Source organism: Paenibacillus sp. J31P190, from assembly GCF_059692075.1.
The window spans coordinates 33,229-50,393 of the sequence record NZ_JCAUAS010000016.1 but is presented as its reverse complement, the minus strand read 5'-3'; the positions used below and the strand labels follow the sequence as shown (position 1 = coordinate 50,393).

At 46.5% G+C, this 17,165-nt stretch carries 14 protein-coding genes; 9 read left to right on the top strand and 5 right to left on the bottom strand.

Annotated elements, in window-relative coordinates; genetic code table 11:
* Positions 1-13: 13 nt before the first annotated feature.
* The 4 genes from argD (at position 14) to argH (ending at position 5,546) form a co-directional block, all read left to right on the top strand.
* Positions 14-1,210, top strand: coding sequence for an acetylornithine transaminase (gene argD, locus AC58U0_RS24435; RefSeq protein WP_497381545.1), 1,197 nt, complete (start codon positions 14-16; stop codon positions 1,208-1,210).
* A gap of 31 nt (positions 1,211-1,241) precedes the next feature.
* A complete protein-coding gene (argF, locus tag AC58U0_RS24430) occupies positions 1,242-2,201 on the top strand; it encodes an ornithine carbamoyltransferase (protein WP_047682143.1) in 960 nt (319 codons plus the stop codon).
* 39 nt (positions 2,202-2,240) lie between these two features.
* Positions 2,241-3,479: an argininosuccinate synthase gene (locus AC58U0_RS24425; RefSeq protein WP_497381544.1), complete on the top strand. Its 1,239-nt coding sequence runs from the start codon at positions 2,241-2,243 to the stop codon at positions 3,477-3,479.
* A 651-nt stretch (positions 3,480-4,130) separates the two neighbouring features.
* Positions 4,131-5,546 (top strand): argininosuccinate lyase, encoded by a 1,416-nt coding sequence (gene argH / locus AC58U0_RS24420; protein ID WP_497381543.1) that lies wholly within the window; start codon positions 4,131-4,133, stop codon positions 5,544-5,546.
* A gap of 56 nt (positions 5,547-5,602) precedes the next feature.
* On the opposite strand, the gene AC58U0_RS24415 is transcribed toward argH, so the two are convergent.
* The 3 genes from AC58U0_RS24415 to AC58U0_RS24405 form a co-directional block, all read right to left on the bottom strand.
* Entirely contained in the window at positions 5,603-6,490 is an 888-nt protein-coding gene (locus AC58U0_RS24415; protein WP_497381542.1) for a DUF4097 family beta strand repeat-containing protein, read from the bottom strand.
* 3 nt (positions 6,491-6,493) lie between these two features.
* A complete protein-coding gene (locus AC58U0_RS24410) occupies positions 6,494-7,198 on the bottom strand; it encodes an HAAS signaling domain-containing protein (RefSeq protein WP_497381541.1) in 705 nt (234 codons plus the stop codon).
* Positions 7,199-7,318: 120 nt separating this feature from the next.
* Positions 7,319-8,761, bottom strand: coding sequence for a VanW family protein (locus AC58U0_RS24405; RefSeq protein ID WP_497381540.1), 1,443 nt, complete (start codon positions 8,759-8,761; stop codon positions 7,319-7,321).
* 587 nt (positions 8,762-9,348) lie between these two features.
* Here AC58U0_RS24405 and ftsE point away from each other — a divergent pair.
* From ftsE to AC58U0_RS24380, 5 genes are all read left to right on the top strand, one after another.
* On the top strand, positions 9,349-10,035 hold the full coding sequence (gene ftsE, locus AC58U0_RS24400) for a cell division ATP-binding protein FtsE (protein WP_047682153.1): 687 nt from the start codon (positions 9,349-9,351) through the stop codon (positions 10,033-10,035).
* A complete protein-coding gene (ftsX, locus tag AC58U0_RS24395; RefSeq protein ID WP_497381539.1) occupies positions 10,025-10,942 on the top strand; it encodes a permease-like cell division protein FtsX in 918 nt (305 codons plus the stop codon). Before ftsE ends, ftsX begins: the two co-directional genes overlap by 11 nt.
* Before the next feature lie 294 nt (positions 10,943-11,236).
* The gene (locus tag AC58U0_RS24390) at positions 11,237-12,427 is read left to right on the top strand and encodes a murein hydrolase activator EnvC family protein (protein ID WP_497381538.1); all 1,191 of its coding nucleotides are present in this window, start codon (positions 11,237-11,239) and stop codon (positions 12,425-12,427) included.
* A 91-nt stretch (positions 12,428-12,518) separates the two neighbouring features.
* Entirely contained in the window at positions 12,519-13,982 is a 1,464-nt protein-coding gene (locus AC58U0_RS24385) for a S41 family peptidase (RefSeq protein ID WP_497381634.1), read from the top strand.
* A gap of 123 nt (positions 13,983-14,105) precedes the next feature.
* On the top strand, positions 14,106-15,389 hold the full coding sequence (locus tag AC58U0_RS24380) for a PDZ domain-containing protein (RefSeq protein ID WP_497381537.1): 1,284 nt from the start codon (positions 14,106-14,108) through the stop codon (positions 15,387-15,389).
* A 47-nt stretch (positions 15,390-15,436) separates the two neighbouring features.
* Here AC58U0_RS24380 and AC58U0_RS24375 read toward each other — a convergent pair whose 3' ends face one another.
* Together AC58U0_RS24375 and AC58U0_RS24370 are read right to left on the bottom strand one after the other, a co-directional pair.
* Positions 15,437-16,252 (bottom strand): flagellar motor protein MotB, encoded by an 816-nt coding sequence (locus AC58U0_RS24375; protein ID WP_497381536.1) that lies wholly within the window; start codon positions 16,250-16,252, stop codon positions 15,437-15,439.
* Positions 16,236-17,030, bottom strand: a complete 795-nt coding sequence (locus AC58U0_RS24370; protein WP_497381535.1) for a flagellar motor protein — start codon at positions 17,028-17,030, stop codon at positions 16,236-16,238. Before AC58U0_RS24370 ends, AC58U0_RS24375 begins: the two co-directional genes overlap by 17 nt.
* Positions 17,031-17,165: the final 135 nt, after the last annotated feature.

Below are 17,165 nucleotides of genomic sequence, written 5' to 3'. Positions count from 1 at the left end.
GGAGGGAATGTACATGACTGAAACAGGAAAAAGCTCGCTATTTCCAACCTACGCAAGATATCCAATCACACTAGTAAAGGGTGAGGGCAGCCGTCTGTGGGATGATACAGGCAAGGAATACATCGACTTGATGAGCGGGATCGCGGTGACGAACCTCGGGCACGCGCCTCAAGCGGTGAAGGAGAAGTTGATCGAACAGCTCGATCAAGTATGGCATGTGAGCAATCTTTTCCATATTCCGAACCAGGAGAAACTGGCTACACTACTTACAGATAACAGCTGTGCAGACGCGGTATTCTTCTGTTCAACTGGTGCGGAAGCGAATGAGGCTGCAATTAAGCTGGCACGTCGCTATAACCAGAAGGTTTTGAACAATGGTCGGTACGAGATTATTACGTTCAACATGTCGTTCCACGGACGCACGCTGGCGACATTGACGGCTACAGGGCAGGATAAAGTAAAGGAAGGCTTCCATCCGCTTCCTGGCGGCTTCGTCTATGCGCCTTATAACGATTTCGAGGCGGTCCGCAATCTCGTTAATGACCACACATGTGCCATCATGCTGGAGATGGTGCAAGGGGAAGGCGGCGTATTGCCGGCTGATCCGGAGTTCGTGAAGCAAATTGCAGAGCTTTGCAAGCAAGAAAATCTGCTTCTGATCGTGGATGAAATCCAGACGGGTGTGGGACGTACAGGTAAGCTTTTTGCCTATGAGCATTATGGGGTGGAGCCGGATATTTTCACGTTGGCCAAAGGCCTTGGCGGAGGGTTTCCGATCGGTGCTATGTTAGGCAAAGCGTTCTTGGCTGAAGCATTTAGCGCTGGAAGCCACGGGTCAACTTTTGGTGGAACGCCGATAGCTACAGCTGCAGGATATGCCGCTGTTGACACGATTATCTCAAATAAATTGCCTGAACGTGCTGCGGAATTAGGCGCATATACGGTGAAGAAGCTGGAGAGCAAGCTTGCAGGCAATCCGCTTATCAGCAATATTCGCGGCATTGGTCTCTTAATCGGGATCGAATGCACACAGCCAGCAGGTGAAATCATTAGCGAAATTCATAAGCAAGGTGTTCTCGTGATTCCGGCAGGGCCGAACGTTATTCGTCTGGTGCCCGCGTTGACTATACCGCAAGAAGATTTAGATCAAGCCCTAGATGTGGTGTGCAGTGTCCTCTCCCAGAAGGCATCAACTATCAGCAGCGTCTAGTAAAAAGTTCCGTTTAGAGAGGTTGGATAACATGAATATGGCTGTAAAGGAAGAACTGGCTGCCCAGTTGAAGGGCAAGGATTTTCTTGCTTTGGTTGATTATACATCAGAAGAAATTGAATACTTGATTCACTATGCGATTGAGCTTAAGCGTAAGCAGAAAGCTAGAGAGCCGCATGCTGTGCTCGCTGGTAAGACACTGGGAATGATTTTTGAGAAATCCTCGACGCGCACGCGTGTTTCCTTTGAAGTAGGGATGTACCAACTAGGAGGTCAGGCTCTATTCCTTAGCAAAAATGATCTGCAGCTTGGACGCGGCGAAACCGTTTGGGATACTGCACAAACACTGTCCCGTTACTTAGATGGCATCATGATTCGCACGTACGAACACCGCAAAGTGATTGACCTTGCACGTGGATCAACCGTACCGGTCATTAATGGATTAACAGATTATGCCCACCCTTGTCAGGTTATGGCTGATTATCAGACGGTTTTGGAGAAAAAAGGCCGTTTGAAAGGTCTCAAAGTCGCCTACATCGGAGATGGCAACAATATGGTGCATTCCCTCATGATGGGTGCAAGCAAATTAGGGATGAACTTCGCGATTGCATCGCCGGAAGGCTATGATCCTGACAAGGAAGTCATTCAGATTTCTAAAGAGAACGCAGCACAAACCGGAGGCAGTGTTCTCCTGACTCGCGATCCACGCGAAGCGATTGAAAATGCAGACATCGTCTACACAGACGTTTGGGCAAGCATGGGCTTTGAGGCGGAGCAGCAGGAGCGGGAGATTGCTTTCAAGAATTTCCAAATCAACGAGGCGCTTGTGAAGCATGCTAAGCAAGATTACTTGTTCATGCACTGCTTGCCTGCACATCGCGGGGAAGAAGTGAGCGAGGGTGTTATTGACGGCCCGAATTCCATTATTTTTGACCAAGCAGAGAATCGTCTTCATGCGCAAAAGGCCATTATGGCCGCGACAATGATATAATAATTCGTAGCAGACATAGAAACGGAGAGATTAGTAGACATGGCTAAGGAAAAAATCGTTCTCGCCTATTCCGGCGGATTGGATACATCAGTTATTTTGAAATGGCTCAAGGAGACTTACGACGCCGAAATTATTGCTTTTACAGCGGATATCGGGCAAAAGGATGAGCTGGACGGTCTGGAGGAAAAAGCGCTCCAAACCGGCGCATCCAAGATCTACATCGACGACCTGCGCGAAGAGTTCGCGAAGGATTTCATCAACCCGATGTTCCAAGCGGGTGCTCTTTATGAAGGGCAATACCTGCTAGGCACTTCGATTGCTCGTCCTTTGATCGCGAAGCGCATGGTCGAAATCGCTCGCGCTGAAGGCGCAACAGCGATTGCTCACGGCGCAACCGGCAAAGGGAATGACCAAGTGCGCTTCGAGCTAACAGCAGCGGCGTTGGCGCCTGAGCTGTCCGTTATCGCGCCTTGGCGTTTAGAAGAATTCCGCGAGCAGTTCCCGGGTCGCGCAGAGATGATCGCATATGCCGAGAAACACGGCATTCCGGTTACTGCATCAGCGGCGAAGCCGTATTCGACGGATCGCAACCTGCTGCATATCTCTTTCGAGAGCGGCATGCTGGAAGATCCATGGTTTGATGCTGCATCCGACGAGAACAAAGGCATGTACGTCTTGAGCGTAGCTCCAGAAGATGCACCGGATCAAGCGGAGTACATCGAGCTTGAGTTTGACAAAGGTGACTGCGTAGCCATCAATGGCAACAAGTTGTCTCCCCTTCAAGTTATGGAAACCTTGAATGAAATCGGCGGCAAGCACGGTATTGGCCGCGTTGACATGGTAGAGAACCGTTTCGTCGGCATGAAGAGCCGCGGCGTGTATGAAACACCGGGCGGTACGATCCTTTTCACCGCTCACCGCAAAATGGAATCCCTCACGATGGACCGCGATGTCATGCACCTTCGTGATTCCCTTATTACCAAATATGCGACACTTGTTTACAACGGCTTCTGGTTTGCACCTGAGCGTTTGGCGATTCAAGCGCTTGTGGGAGAAAGCCAAAAGAACGTAACAGGTACTGTACGCTTGAGATTGTACAAAGGCAATGTAATTGGCGCTGGTGTGAAAAGTCCAGTATCCTTGTACAATCCGGAAATTGCTACAATGGAAGCAGATCCGACGAAAGCATATGACCAAGGCGATGCAACTGGATTCATCCGTTTGAACGCGCTTCGTCTGAAAGTATCCTCCGGCGTAGAACAAAAAGCAAAGAAGTAATTATATAGCAGCACGGTGCGCTGGCTTTCCCTTGTGGAAAGCCTTTGGGTTGTCCATAAGGTTGTCTATTAGAGACTGTCGCTTCAGTCGTCGAATCTTGTTTCATGGAGGCATCTTAAATCGGGATCAATCGCAACTATGCTAAATTGAGATTGCTGGATGATGAATCCCTATTCGCCTTTGAATGATGTTGTAAAAAATGCAACAATTGCTGTCAAAATCTCGCCTCTCTCCCTTCGTTGTTGCATAATGTACAACAATTTCGTCCTATACGGGCCATTTAGTAACAAATGGGTACAAAATGTTGTACAAATTGCAACTTCTAGTTGCAAAATAGCCTTTGTGAGTGAGAAGTGTTGTATAAGATACAACATGTATAATCACGATAGCTCATTTGCTCTCACAAAAGTAGAATGACTCAAAAATCGAGTTTTGGAGAAATGTTTACTGGTTGTGAGGAGGCATAATGAATCAATCGAAATTCTCTATTAGTCTGTTCAGCAGAGAGACTTTGAGCGCCCGCTCAAAGATCCCTATATCCAGCAGAGAGACTTTGAGCGCTGCTCAAAGATCCCTATATCCAGCAGAGAGACTTTGAGCGCTGCTCAAAGATCCCTATATTAGGTGTTAATACGAGAGGAGCCATGCACGGTGTCTAAGCTTTGGGGTGGACGATTTACGAAGAAAACCGACCAACTGGTCGAAGAATATACCGCATCAATTACATTTGATAAAGAGTTAGCCGAGGAAGATATTGAAGGCAGCTTGGCGCATGTGACGATGCTTGGCAAGTGCGGCATTCTTCCTGCGGATGATGTCGAGAAAATCAAGGATGGCTTGCTGGCTGTGCAAGGCATGATTCGCCGCGGCGAGCTGGAGTACACGATTCAGAATGAAGATATTCATATGAATATCGAGAAAACCTTGATCGACTTGATCGGCCCTGTCGGCGGCAAGCTTCATACGGGCCGCAGCCGTAACGATCAAGTGGCGACGGACATGCACCTCTACCTGCGCAAGCGGGTGGTTGAGTTCGTAGGCCTGCTGATCAAGCTGCAAGAGGCTTTGCTTGAGAAAGCGAAGGATAATCTCGATACGATTATCCCGGGGTATACGCATCTGCAGCGCGCGCAGCCGATTCTGTTCGCGCATCACATGATGGCTTACGTCAGCATGTTCCAGCGTGACCTTGAGCGCTTGCAGGACAGCTACAAGCGCGTAGACATGCTGCCGCTCGGCGCTGGCGCGCTCGCCGGCACGACGTTCCCGATCGACCGCCATTTCGTGGCGGAGCAGCTCGGGTTCGGACGCGTGTACGAGAACTCCCTGGATGCGGTCAGCGACCGCGATTTCATCCTGGAGTTCCTCTCTAACGCGTCTATGATCATGATGCACCTTTCTCGCTTCAGCGAGGAAATGGTGCTCTGGTCCTCGACCGAGTTCGCGTTCATCGAACTCGATGATGCTTTCTGCACCGGCAGCTCGATCATGCCGCAGAAGAAGAACCCGGACGTGGCGGAGCTCGTCCGCGGCAAAACAGGCCGCGTCTACGGCAACTTGTTCGGTCTGATGACCGTGCTCAAGTCGCTGCCGCTGGCTTACAACAAGGACATGCAGGAAGATAAAGAAGGCATGTTCGATACGGTTCGTACCCTGCAGGGCGCTCTTCAATTATTCGCTCCTATGGTCGCTACGATGAAAGTAAACTCGGATCGTATGAGACAAGCTGTGAACCAAGATTTCTCGAACGCAACGGATATCGCCGATTACCTTGTGAACAAAGGGCTGCCTTTCCGTCAGGCGCACGAAGTGATTGGCAAAACAGTGCTATACTGCATCCAAAACAAAAAATACCTACTCGATATGAGCATCGAAGAGTTCAAAACGTTCTCATCTCTTTTCGAGTCCGATATTTATCAGGTCCTACAACCAGAGCAAGTAGTTAACGCGCGTAATGTCTACGGCGGAACAGCCAGTAACCAAGTGACTGAGGCGATCGCTCGTGCCGAGCAAGTGCTTGCGCAGTCGAACGAGTGGTTGCAAGAATTTTTAGAAAAAAGCAAATAAACAATAGAGAAAAAGCCTTCAAAACCATCGAATCTGATGGTCTTGAAGGCTTTTTCTCATCTGCCGTTAACCGAGATATACCCCGTATCTGTTCGTACACTTATTTTTTTGCTGCCATCGCCGATGGTGCCTTTTGCCGAATGATGATCAGACCTTTGTACAATCAAGTCAGGAACTTCTATATGGACACTGCCTACGTCGGAATTGAGATCGAAGCTTGCGCCTTTTGGAGTAGGATCGAGCTGAAGACGTATCGAGCCTGTATCGGCTTGAAGCGATACGGAATCTCCGATATCGTGCAGCTTAGCTGTGATGCTGCCTGTATCTGTTTTCATCTTTACATCGCCTTGCCCGTCCTCTACGTTGATACGACCCGTATCTGTTTGAAGGTTTAGCTGCTTCCCTTCGTAACGATCAATGGAAATGCCGCCTGTGTCGGTGGTAACTGTAAGCTTGTCGGCTTTTACTTCTTTGAAGTTGATGCCCCCAGTATCCGAGGAAACCGTGATAGCTTTGTACATTTTTTCTGGAAGTGTGACTTCTGTTCGTAATCGGAAACCATGATTGTTGATCAGTGCTTTCAGATCTGACAAATTGAAACCAAAATTAATTTGCGGTTTCTTCTGCGTACATACGTCTACTCGCCATACATTGCTTCCTTCTGTCGCCGCCTCAATGGTGCAGCTTTTAGCAGTAAGCTCTCCAACCGTTCCTACGAGATGCACTTTAATTTCATCTGAGTTACTTGGGATAAAAGTTACCCCGGAGATGTTATTTTGAATGACTAATGTATCAATATTGGCTGCCGGAATCTTCTTTTCGATATCAATATTCGTGACACCTGCATTCCAATCGACATCTTTAGAAGAAACAGCTGCTCCAATAAGGCCGACCCCAAGGCAGGCAAAGCCGAGCAGTAAGAAAAATTTGACTCCACGTTTCATAGCTTAAGCCCCCTTAATCAATTTGGCATTAAATTGGATGTACATCCAGCTGATTTTGAAAAATACTTTGAATAACCATGTGCTTAGCGTCGTCAATATAATGCCCAAGCCGAAACAAGCAAGCATGGCGAATCCAATGAACTGCATATCGCTGCCGACAGTACCCATATAGCTGCCGAGAATGCCAACGATTGGCGAGATGATGAGCGCAAAGCCCGCAACGAATAACCCAATTAAAGCGGCGAGAATACCGAACCAAGGACCAACGACGAAGATTAGATTAAAAAATCCAAGCATAATACTTACGATGATGGCCTTAATACTCGACTCCTGTTTAACAGGATAAGGGTAGTGATTGGGATTCATATAAGGATTCGTGCCCTGTGGATGCGTGTAAGGTGGATAGCCCTTAGTTTCAGGAGCTTGCTTAGGAGTCGCAGTCGGTTCAGGTCTAGGATAAGATTTCTCTACCCGTTCGCCAGACGTGCTTTTGGAAGGCTCCAGCTCCGTACTAGGTGTCTCCTTCTGAGCATCCCAGTTAGGAACTCGCGGATAGCCGAGAGACTGGGCTACATCATCCTCTTGTTTGCCGTTTTCAATTGCTTTCTGAAACAATTCTTCATAAACAGACAATATATTTTGGCGCTCCTTCTCGGGAAGTCCGCGCAGTCGATAGTTTAATTCTTTGAAATAATCGATTTTGCTCATCGCCTAGCCTCCTTGTGTGCTATTTCATATTCCTATCATAATAGAAAAAAGTCATAATGACCTAGTAACTACAGTCACATGACCTTTCCTATTCGCAAAAGAGGCAGAAGCCTCTATATATTACCGGTTAACCGGTCCTTTCACGCCATCTTCAAGGATGGGCTGCTCTGGCGTTGAGGGATTCATTTCTTCCGGCTTGATGTCACTCCGGTTGGCGGCGATGATAGTAGGCACTGGAGAATACTGATCCTTTGAGATTAATTCTTTACTGACGATCGCACCATCTTCTCTTTTGATCCGATAGGTCTCTACCTTGTAGCCGACCTTGCCGGTGCTGATAGGGCGTGTAACGCCAGGTTTCAGGCTGGAATTTTGCAAGTATTTAACCGGTGGTTGAATTGTTTCTACAATGTTGGAATTGATGTCATAGGTAATGGAAGGCGACATATGACCGAAAAGCTTCACGGTGACGGCTTGTTCCGTTGTTATGGTTCGTATCAATAGATAGGCATCTGTGTTGTTGCGGAATTTGAAATTAATATAACCGCTGGCGAAAGTTGCATCTTGGCCGAGTGTAACATAACTAACAGGGAGTGAATGATTGCGCCGCTCAACAATGTCTAGACCACTCCGCAAGACAGCGTTGTAAAGCGTTGTAGAGACTTGGCAAATGCCGCCTCCAATGCCTGGCACGAGTTTGCCGTTTAGGATGACTGGTGCCTCTTTATAGCCGAATTTGGCTTCGGTTTGTTCAATTATCTTGCCATAGTCGAAGGTCTCTCCCGGAGCCATTAGATAATCCTGAATAGAGGCGGCTGTTGAGCGTATATTGTGAATTCTCCCTTCACCCGATGGGGGAAATGAGGTCGTAAATTCCGAGATTTTGCGATCGATACCCTGACGCTTCAATGTTTCCGTCGTTACCGCGGGGCCCTGCTCATATAAAGGTAAGGAGAGTATGATTGGGGCGGCATTGTGAATATAGGCAATGGAGGGGGCAATTTCTTTCAAGTGTTCAAGCAAATGGGCCGTATCGATTCTTAACACTTTACGTTCGGGCTCGAAAACGAGTAAATCTTCATTAGTTACGATTCGTTTTGCGGCAACCGGCTGAAGGCTATAGAGGTCTTTCCAAGCCTCCTTGAGTACGGTGTTTAGCTGCGCTTCGTTGACAGTGACCTCAAGCGGTATATCTGCATGACGGAGAGTCCAGCGAGCTTTTATACGTTCTATCGGAGAGCCGCCGAATAGCTGCCCAAGTGAACGAGCTAGTTTTTCCGTTTGATATTGAACACCCAATTGTCCAAGTGCCAGTTGTTTATTGGGAATGTTCGTACGGGAGGATTGCAATTGAACGGGATAGGATGAGAGCAGCTGTAGGCGCTTTTCGTATTCTTGTTGAAATTTATCATAGGGCATTCCTCCAACCCGCCAGCCAGCAACTGTGAAATCTGCAGGGAATGTAGGTCGAGACCCATAGAAATATAGAGCAATGCTAAACGTACTTAGTAAGCCTATAAAGATAGACGCATAGAAGATAACTTTTCTAATTTGGCTTGGCATGTACAGCGGCTCCTTTACGCTCAGATACAAGCGGTACAGGCACTAGGATGCCTGTACTATTATATGTATCGTTAGCTAAAGGGTTTTAGTACTTGCTAGGGGATTAACCAGCAGCCCAGAAGAAAAAAACCATCGGAAACTGAAATCGGTTATCAATCCGCCCTTATTGACATGCTAGAGGTCGTTAGGTAACCAAACAATTGGTGTATCCAACGGAATTGATCGTTCGGTCTAGTGTAGCCGCACCTAAAAATAAACAAAATTAATGCACGACCGTCCTATGTAGGGCGGTTTTTGCGTATATTATAGTTTTCCTGTTCGACATTACTAGCGTTGGATTTCTCATATTCTCTAAGAAAATGATATAATGACGGTATTCAACAGGATTCTCAAAGCTATTTTAGAAGGAATTTCAGCTTTTGTGTCGAATGGTTAAAAGCTATCTTTACAGCAGAGAGACTTTGAGCTAAGACATTGAGAAAGCTCAAAGATCCCACAGTAGAGAGATTTTGCTAAGCAAAGGTCCCCAAGCAGAGAGACTTTGAGCTCCGCTCAAAGATCCCTATATTATATTAGGATGTGATATTGTGATCGAAATGCAGGACGTATGGAAAACATACTCCAACGGCACTCATGCATTGCGAGGGATTAATGTAAAAGTGGACAGCAACGAGTTTGTCTATGTTGTTGGACCTTCCGGCGCAGGTAAATCTACATTTATGAAGTTGATGTATAGAGAAGAGAGGCCGACCAAAGGTCAAATCTTCGTGAACGGTTTTAATTTGGAAAAGCTCAAACAGCGTAAGATTCCTTATGTGCGCCGTAATATTGGCGTTATTTTCCAGGATTATCGACTGCTTCCTAAGCTTAATATTTTTGAAAATGTGGCTTTCGCTATGGAAGTTATCGAGGCACCTAAGAAGCAGATTAAGAAACGCACAATGGAAGTGCTCGAACTTGTTAAGTTGAAGGATAAAGCGAATTCGCTGCCCTCACAGCTTTCTGGAGGCGAGCAGCAGCGGGTAGCGATTGCCCGGGCAATAATTAACAACCCAGCTGTCATTATCGCCGATGAACCAACAGGAAATCTCGACCCTGAGACATCCTGGGGAATCATGAAATTGATGGAGGAAATTAACTTCCGGGGAACCACCATAGTCATGGCTACGCATAACAAGGAAATCGTCAATACGATGCGTAAACGAGTCATTGCGATTGAGCACGGACTCATTGCTCGTGACCAGGTACGGGGGGAATACGGTTATGAAGATTAGTACAATTTCTCGTCATTTGCGAGAAGGTACGAAGAATGTCGTTCGGAATGGTTGGATGACGTTCGCGTCGATCAGTTCGATTGCCATTTCGTTATTTATTTTAGGTGTTTTCGTCCTTATTACACTTAATGTGAATGATATTGCAGGTCAGATTGAGAAACAGGTTGAGATTAATGTGTATTTGGAAGTTAACACTTCGCAGGATCAGATTAAGGCACTCGAATCTCAAATCCAAGCTATTCATGAGGTAAAAACCATCAAGTTTGTTTCGAAAGAAGAGGGCCTTGTTTATTTAAGGCAAAAGCTAGGTGAGAGCGGTAAAGCTTTGTTAGATGGATTCGAAGGGGAAAATAACCCGCTAAATGATGCATTCACTATCGAAGTCGATGACCCGCGAAATGTGGCAGTTGTTGCTGATCAAATTAGCGCGCTTAACATCGGCAAAGATCCAAAGCCTATCTATAAAGTTAATTATGGTAAAGGCACGGTTGAAGCCCTATTTAAGGTGACACAAATTGTTCGTTGGATCGGTATTGGTATTGTTATTTTACTTTCATTTACCGCCGTATTCCTGATCGCGAATACGATCAAAATTACGATTTTGGCCAGACGCAAGGAAATATCAATTATGAAACTAGTGGGTGCGACGAATTCCTTTATTCGTTGGCCGTTCTTTATAGAAGGTGCTCTACTCGGATTCATTGGCTCTGTGGTCCCTACAGCTATTATTCTAGGCGGGTACTGGAAGCTGCTTAACACAAGTTCACTGAACTTGAACTTGCTTATGGTGGAATTAACACCTTTCGGGAAGATTGCTCCTACAATGACGGCTTTATTGTTAGGTATTGGTATGGTAATAGGGATCTGGGGGTCCCTAATCTCCGTCCGCAAATTCCTCCGCGTCTAAGCGGAAGCTTTTATAACCGACTTTGATAACGAAGATGTTACAGGTAGCTTATTCGGCGTCGAATCTTGGACGAAATCCGGGAAGTGCGGTACTCACTTAGCAAAACACTAAGCTCCGTTCCTCCTTCTCCGGATTTCGTCCAACCTTCTCGGTTCTGAAAGCCGGTTACAAAAGCGTTATTTAAGTTTCTACTGATTTTTTCATTTTCAAAGATTCATAGATTAAGAATTTAAGAGATTCAAAATATAAAAGATTCAAGAAGTGCCAGGTTTTGATGATAGGGAGGCTACGTGCTTGAAGAAGAAGATTCTACCTGTGGTGTTGACTCTTGGGATTGCGGCTTCATTGGCGGTTCCATATGCGGGATATGCCGCTTCAACAACGGAAAAGATCGATCAGCAGTTGACTCAGCTCAAGAAGATGAAGGCGCAAGCGCAGCAGAAGGCGAATGACGCGCAGAATCAAATAACGAAGGTCCAGACGGAGAAGGACCAGGCGACCAAGGATATGAAAACGCTTGTTAATCAGGTGAATGAGGCTAGTATGAAGCTCACGAAGCTGAATGAGGAGATCGATCAGGTATCGGACACATTAGCAGATAATGCTAAACAATTGGATGAAGCGGAAGCGCGTGTGGAGAGCCGTGATCTCATGCTGAAATCCCGAGTGCGTTTGATGTATATGAACGGCTTTGTTTCGTACATGGATGTGGTACTTAGCGCGACTAGTTTTTCTGATTTCTTAAACCGTATTGAAGCTTTGAAATCTATTGTCAATCAAGATAAAGAGATACTAGAGTCGAATAAGAAAGATAAAGAGACGGTTGCCCAGAAGAAAGTAGATACGGAGCAGCAGCTTGAGAAGGTTAAGGCACTTTACGCTGACGCAGATGACCTTAGGGATGATCTGCAAGCGAAGGAGAAGGCCAAGGAAGTTAAGATTGCTTCCCTTACGAAGCAAGAGAAGGTACTTGAGGATATTTCAGAAGAAAGTGATAAACAGATTACGCAATTAGCGAAGCAAGAAGCTGACCTACAGGCGAAGAAGCGGGCTGCTAGTAATGCAAAGTCGCCTTTCACTTATTCCGGTGGGAAACTGGGTTACCCATTGGCCGTTCAAGCGCCACTTACATCTGATTTTACGAATAGAATCAACCCAGTTACAGGCAGAGCAGAGAGCCATAAAGGGATTGATTTGGGAGCTCCCAAAGGAACGGACATCCTCGCGGCAGAGAACGGCTCTGTCATCTATGCATCTTGGATGAACGGCTACGGGAATTGCGTCATCGTGGATCATGGGAATGGGTTATGGACGGTATATGGACATATTATGAATGACGGGATCTACGTCAAAGTTGGCGATTTAGTTAAACGCGGACAGAAAATTGCCGGTGTTGGCTCGACAGGTCAATCCACAGGGAACCATTTGCACTTTGAGGTTAGGAAGAATGAAGTTCCAACCGATCCTAAACCGTTCTTACGATAAGGGGACTTGGTTATAAAACGGGAATAGCTTGTCATATACTACAAACAGGCGAACCCAGATGGGTTTTAGGATAAAGGTGGTGAAACGCGCTTTGCAATTCAAAGGACGCACGGTTATAGTATTTGTTTTGTTAGCCATGTTTGCAAGCAGTATCGTGACACTGACGATTGTGGATTCATCCTTTTCTTGGGGGCGGAAAGAGCAGCCAGCGGGAAGTACAGCCGCATCCACTGCCACTTCATCCGGGCTATCGAGTAAGGATTTGAGCAAAATCTCTACAACGTTTCAATTGATCGAAAGCAAATATTTGAAGCAGCCGGATCATGATAAATTGGTCAACGGCGCAATCAATGGCATGCTGGAATCTCTGGAAGATCCGTTTACTGTGTATATGGATCAGAAGGAGGCGAAGCAGTTCGATGAGAGCATTACGTCTTCTTTTCAAGGCATTGGGGCAGAGGTTTCGATTGAGGAAGGTAAATTCGTTATCGTGTCTCCAATCAAGGGATCTCCTGCTGAGAAAGCGGGTATTCAATCCAAAGACGTGATTGTCTCCGTCAACGGAGAGAAATTGGACGGGCTTACACTCAACCAAGCGGTCATGAAAATTCGCGGCCCTAAAGGGACGCAAGCGAAGCTGGATTTACTTCGTCAAGGTGCCGGTGATCCCGTGCAGGTTATCGTGGTCAGGGATAATATTGACGTTGAAACGGTTTATGGCGAAATGCTGCAGGACCAAATCGGGAAGATTGAGATTCGCCAATTCTCCTCGAATACAGCCGTCCGTTTCGCTGAAGAGCTGAAAAGCCTTGAAGCCAAAGGGATGAAAGGGCTTGTTATCGATGTACGTAATGATCCAGGCGGTCTGTTGAACGTAGTTGTGGACATCGTGAATCCTTTTGTCAAAAGCGGCAAGCCGATCGTCCAGGTCGAGAATCGGGATGGGAAGCGGGAGCCGACACCTTCAACGGGTTCAGGCAAGAACTATCCGGTTACTGTGCTTGTGAACAAGGGTAGTGCGAGTGCTTCGGAGATATTGGCAGGAGCGTTCCAAGAAGCGGTTGGCAGTAAGATTATTGGTGAAACTTCCTACGGGAAAGGAACCGTTCAGGTTACTTTTGAGAAGGAAATGGGCGACGGCAGCAATATTAAAATGACCGTATACAAATGGTTAACGCCTAATGGCAACTGGATTCACAAAACGGGGATCCAACCGGATATCCCAGTTGAGCAGCCAGGTTATTTCAAAGCAGCTCCGCTGTCTAAGAAAAGCGTGCTTAAACTGGATACGACAAGCGATGATGTGAAGAATCTACAGCTCATGTTATCAGGTCTAGGTTTTAACCCGGAGCGCACGGACGGTTATTTCAATGATAAGACAGTTACAGCTGTTAAAGCATTCCAACGGACTAACGGTTTACCGATGACAGGCGAGGTAGACACGGAAACAGCGACTAAAATAGAAAAATCAATTTTGGCGCAAATCCGTGAGCCTAAGAACGATTTGCAGCTGAAAGCAGCAATTGGGCAAATCCAAAAGCAAATCGGGAAATAATAAGGATCAGATATTGGAAATTCGTCGGGATGGGCAGGAAATAAGCGCTCGTAGTCGAATTAGTGTAGGAAGGTTGCTGCGGCAGCCTTCCTATTTCTTTTTCATCAAGGAGCCCAGATTCGTATGGATGTGTTGATTCAACTCTTGGACAGACTGCTGCATGCTGTGGGGCAGTTGTTTGCGAATCCTTTTTATTATATAGGTATTCTATTTATTGTGCTGCACTATCGGAAGCAGATTCAGATGGAACGTAAGCTGTTTCACACGCGCTTGCATTCTTTATTGAGTGAGACGTGGCGCACCGTACTATGGGGATGGCTAGGCGGTATCGGTGCCTCCGTACTTATGCTCTTCGTAGGTGTTAATATTGAAGCGAACACGGTAATTCTCTTATGGGTCCTATCGATTATTCTAGTGATGATGCGCGTTAGATTCTTGTGTCTGGCTTATGCGGTAGGTATTTTGGGAATCGCGCAAGTGATTCTTTCGTGGATACCGAATGCAGCCAGCCTTCAGGAGGCGGTACCGATTCTGGACATTGTAGTTGGCGCGGATATTCCTTCCTTGCTTGTCATTGTCGCCGTACTTCATCTTCTAGAAGGGACGCTCGTCGGCTTTCAAGGGGCACGTATGGCAACACCGTTGTTCCTCGAAGGAAGACGAGGGCAGATTATCGGCGGGCAACAGCTGCAAGGCTTCTGGCCTGTCCCTTTGTTCTTGCTCGTTCCTATGTCAGGGGGAAGTATACAAGCTCTTCCGTGGGAAACACTGTTTGGTTCGAACCTCGCGTCAGGATGGACACTTCTAGCCTTTCCGGCAATGATCGGCTTTACGGAGCTAACGAGATCGAAGCTCCCTCGTAGACAAGCCCGTTTCAGCGCAAGCTTACTATACTTATATGGCATCACCCTGTTAGCTACAGCGATAGCCGCCCATTTCTGGACGCCGATTCTGCTTGTAGGAGCCGTATTAAGCATTACTTTACATGAAGGATTGATTCGGTATAACCAATGGGTAGAAGATAAGCTGGTACCGTTCTACGTGCACTCTCAGCGAGGTCTTATGGTCTTGTCGGTGGTGCCAAACAGTCCTGCCAATGAGCTAGGTATTCAAACAGGCGAACTCATTCATAAGGTGAACGGTCACAAAATCAAGACTAAAACCGATCTGCACGTTGCCATGGGGCTGAATTCCGCCTTTTGCAGGCTGGAAGTGCTGAATGAGCAGGATGAGGTACGTTTCTTGCAGCGAGCGATTTACTCTGGCGATCATCATCAATTAGGTATAATTTTAGCTCCGGATCAGGATGCATTGTACTTCCTAGAGCAAAAACCTCTGCACCTGTTTTCCTATTTGCGAAGTAAACTAACCGGCTTGTTATCCAATGATTCGACGAAATCCATGTGATTAAAAAAAGACCCTATCCTCTCGTTTGAAAGAGGAAGGGTCTTTGCTCATTTAACCGTTGTTGTTGGAGAAAGCCCATCACGCAGTACAATGATTTCGACGCGGCGATTTTTGCTGCGGTTCTCATCGCTGGTGTTGGCTACTTTTGGCATCGTATCGGCATAAGCGGTAGCAATAAATTTGTTGTTATCCAGCTTGGCCGTATCACTAAAATAGCGAAGCACCGAAAGGGAACGGGCGAAGGATAATCCCCAGTTATCTTTGAAAGGAGAACCCGTAGCTAGCGGCAAGTTGTCGGTATGACCTTCAATGCTAACCTTGCTGTTCAACGTAGGGATAAGTGAAGCAAGCTTCTGCAGAATAGGAAAGGAGGCCGCTTTCAGATCCGCTTTTCCTAGGTCGAATAGGAATAAGTCGTTAAGGGTGATAGCCACACCACGTTCTGTATCACTAGCAGACACTTGTGCCTCCAGATTCTGATCCTTAATATAAGCTTGGACTTGTTTTAAAAGATCCTGAAGTTCCTTTTCGCGCTTCTCTTTTTCATTCTCTTCAGGCTTCGTTTTATCTTTCTCTTCCTTCTGATCGTCCTGGCTCTGATTCTGGTTCTGCGGTGTCTGGGCATCGCCTTGCTTAGGGGTCATTTGGCCGCTTACGCCAAAGCCTTTATCCAAAACCGAGTCAGCTTTCTGGAATTGCATGTTTAAGGCTTGGGCCAGAACGGAATACTTTTGAACATCGACTTTACTCATTGCATACATAATAATGAAGAAAACGAGCAGAAGGGTGATTAAATCAGCGTAAGTAATGAGCCATCTCTCATGATTGACATGTTCCTCGTGCTTCTTACCTCTCCGCGCCATTGTCGACATCCTCCTCTACGACTTTCTTCGTTGATTTATCGTGGAGGAAGGAATTCAGTTTTTTCTTAATTAACTGTGGATTCTCACCAGCTTGAAGGGCAAGAATTCCTTCTAACATCAGTTCCATTTCGGAAACCATTTCTTTGCCGCGAACCTTAATTTTATTAGCAATCGGAAGATAGACCAAGTTGGCGCTCATAACACCGTATAAAGTGGCTGTGAAAGCAACGGCAATGGCGGGACCGAGACTGGAGGGGTCGTCGAGATTACCGAGAACGTGAATGAGCCCCATAACGGTACCGATAATTCCCATGGTTGGTGCATATCCGCCTCCAGCTTCAAACACTTTTGACATATTGTTAACCTGATGTTCAATAGCATCCATCTCAAGCTCCAGAATTTGTCTGGTAAGCTCGGGATCAGTGCCATCCACCACCATTAGCAAGCCATCTTTAAGGAACGGATTTGTATGCTCCTGTGCGCGCTGCTCTAGGGCTAGTACTCCTTCACGACGAGCGATCGAAGCCATATCCACTAGTTCATCAATCGTTGCCCCCGGATCTCTTTTAACTTCTTTGAAGGCAATGCCTAGAGCTTTAGGGATTTTGGCTAAAATAGAAAGTGGGAAGCTGATGGCTACCGCACCAAAGGTTCCCCCGAAAACGATGAGCATGGCACTCGGGATGATCAATGAACTAATATGACCGCCATCCCACATGTACCCGCCGACTAAACCTGCAAGACCCAATACTAATCCTAAAACTGTTGTCAAATCCATGACTGTACCACTCCTAATTAGCATAAAAAGAATAGGAACCATAAAGCAACCTGATAAGTTCGTTGGTGTCGTTCTCCACAAATTTTATACAGGCCGTAACAGATATTGCCGTTTGCATCCATGATTCAAAAAGAG

Bases quoted from the DNA above. Each gene is read 5' to 3' on its own strand.
- argD (WP_497381545.1), top strand. From the start codon at position 14: ATGACTGAAACAGGAAAAAGCTCGCTATTTCCAACCTACGCAAGATAT.
- argF (WP_047682143.1), top strand. From the start codon at position 1,242: ATGAATATGGCTGTAAAGGAAGAACTGGCTGCCCAGTTGAAGGGCAAG.
- AC58U0_RS24425 (WP_497381544.1), top strand. From the start codon at position 2,241: ATGGCTAAGGAAAAAATCGTTCTCGCCTATTCCGGCGGATTGGATACA.
- AC58U0_RS24415 (WP_497381542.1), bottom strand. From the start codon at position 6,490: ATGAAACGTGGAGTCAAATTTTTCTTACTGCTCGGCTTTGCCTGCCTT.
- AC58U0_RS24410 (WP_497381541.1), bottom strand. From the start codon at position 7,198: ATGAGCAAAATCGATTATTTCAAAGAATTAAACTATCGACTGCGCGGA.
- AC58U0_RS24405 (WP_497381540.1), bottom strand. From the start codon at position 8,761: ATGCCAAGCCAAATTAGAAAAGTTATCTTCTATGCGTCTATCTTTATA.
- ftsX (WP_497381539.1), top strand. From the start codon at position 10,025: ATGAAGATTAGTACAATTTCTCGTCATTTGCGAGAAGGTACGAAGAAT.
- AC58U0_RS24380 (WP_497381537.1), top strand. From the start codon at position 14,106: ATGGATGTGTTGATTCAACTCTTGGACAGACTGCTGCATGCTGTGGGG.
- AC58U0_RS24375 (WP_497381536.1), bottom strand. From the start codon at position 16,252: ATGGCGCGGAGAGGTAAGAAGCACGAGGAACATGTCAATCATGAGAGA.
- AC58U0_RS24370 (WP_497381535.1), bottom strand. From the start codon at position 17,030: ATGGATTTGACAACAGTTTTAGGATTAGTATTGGGTCTTGCAGGTTTA.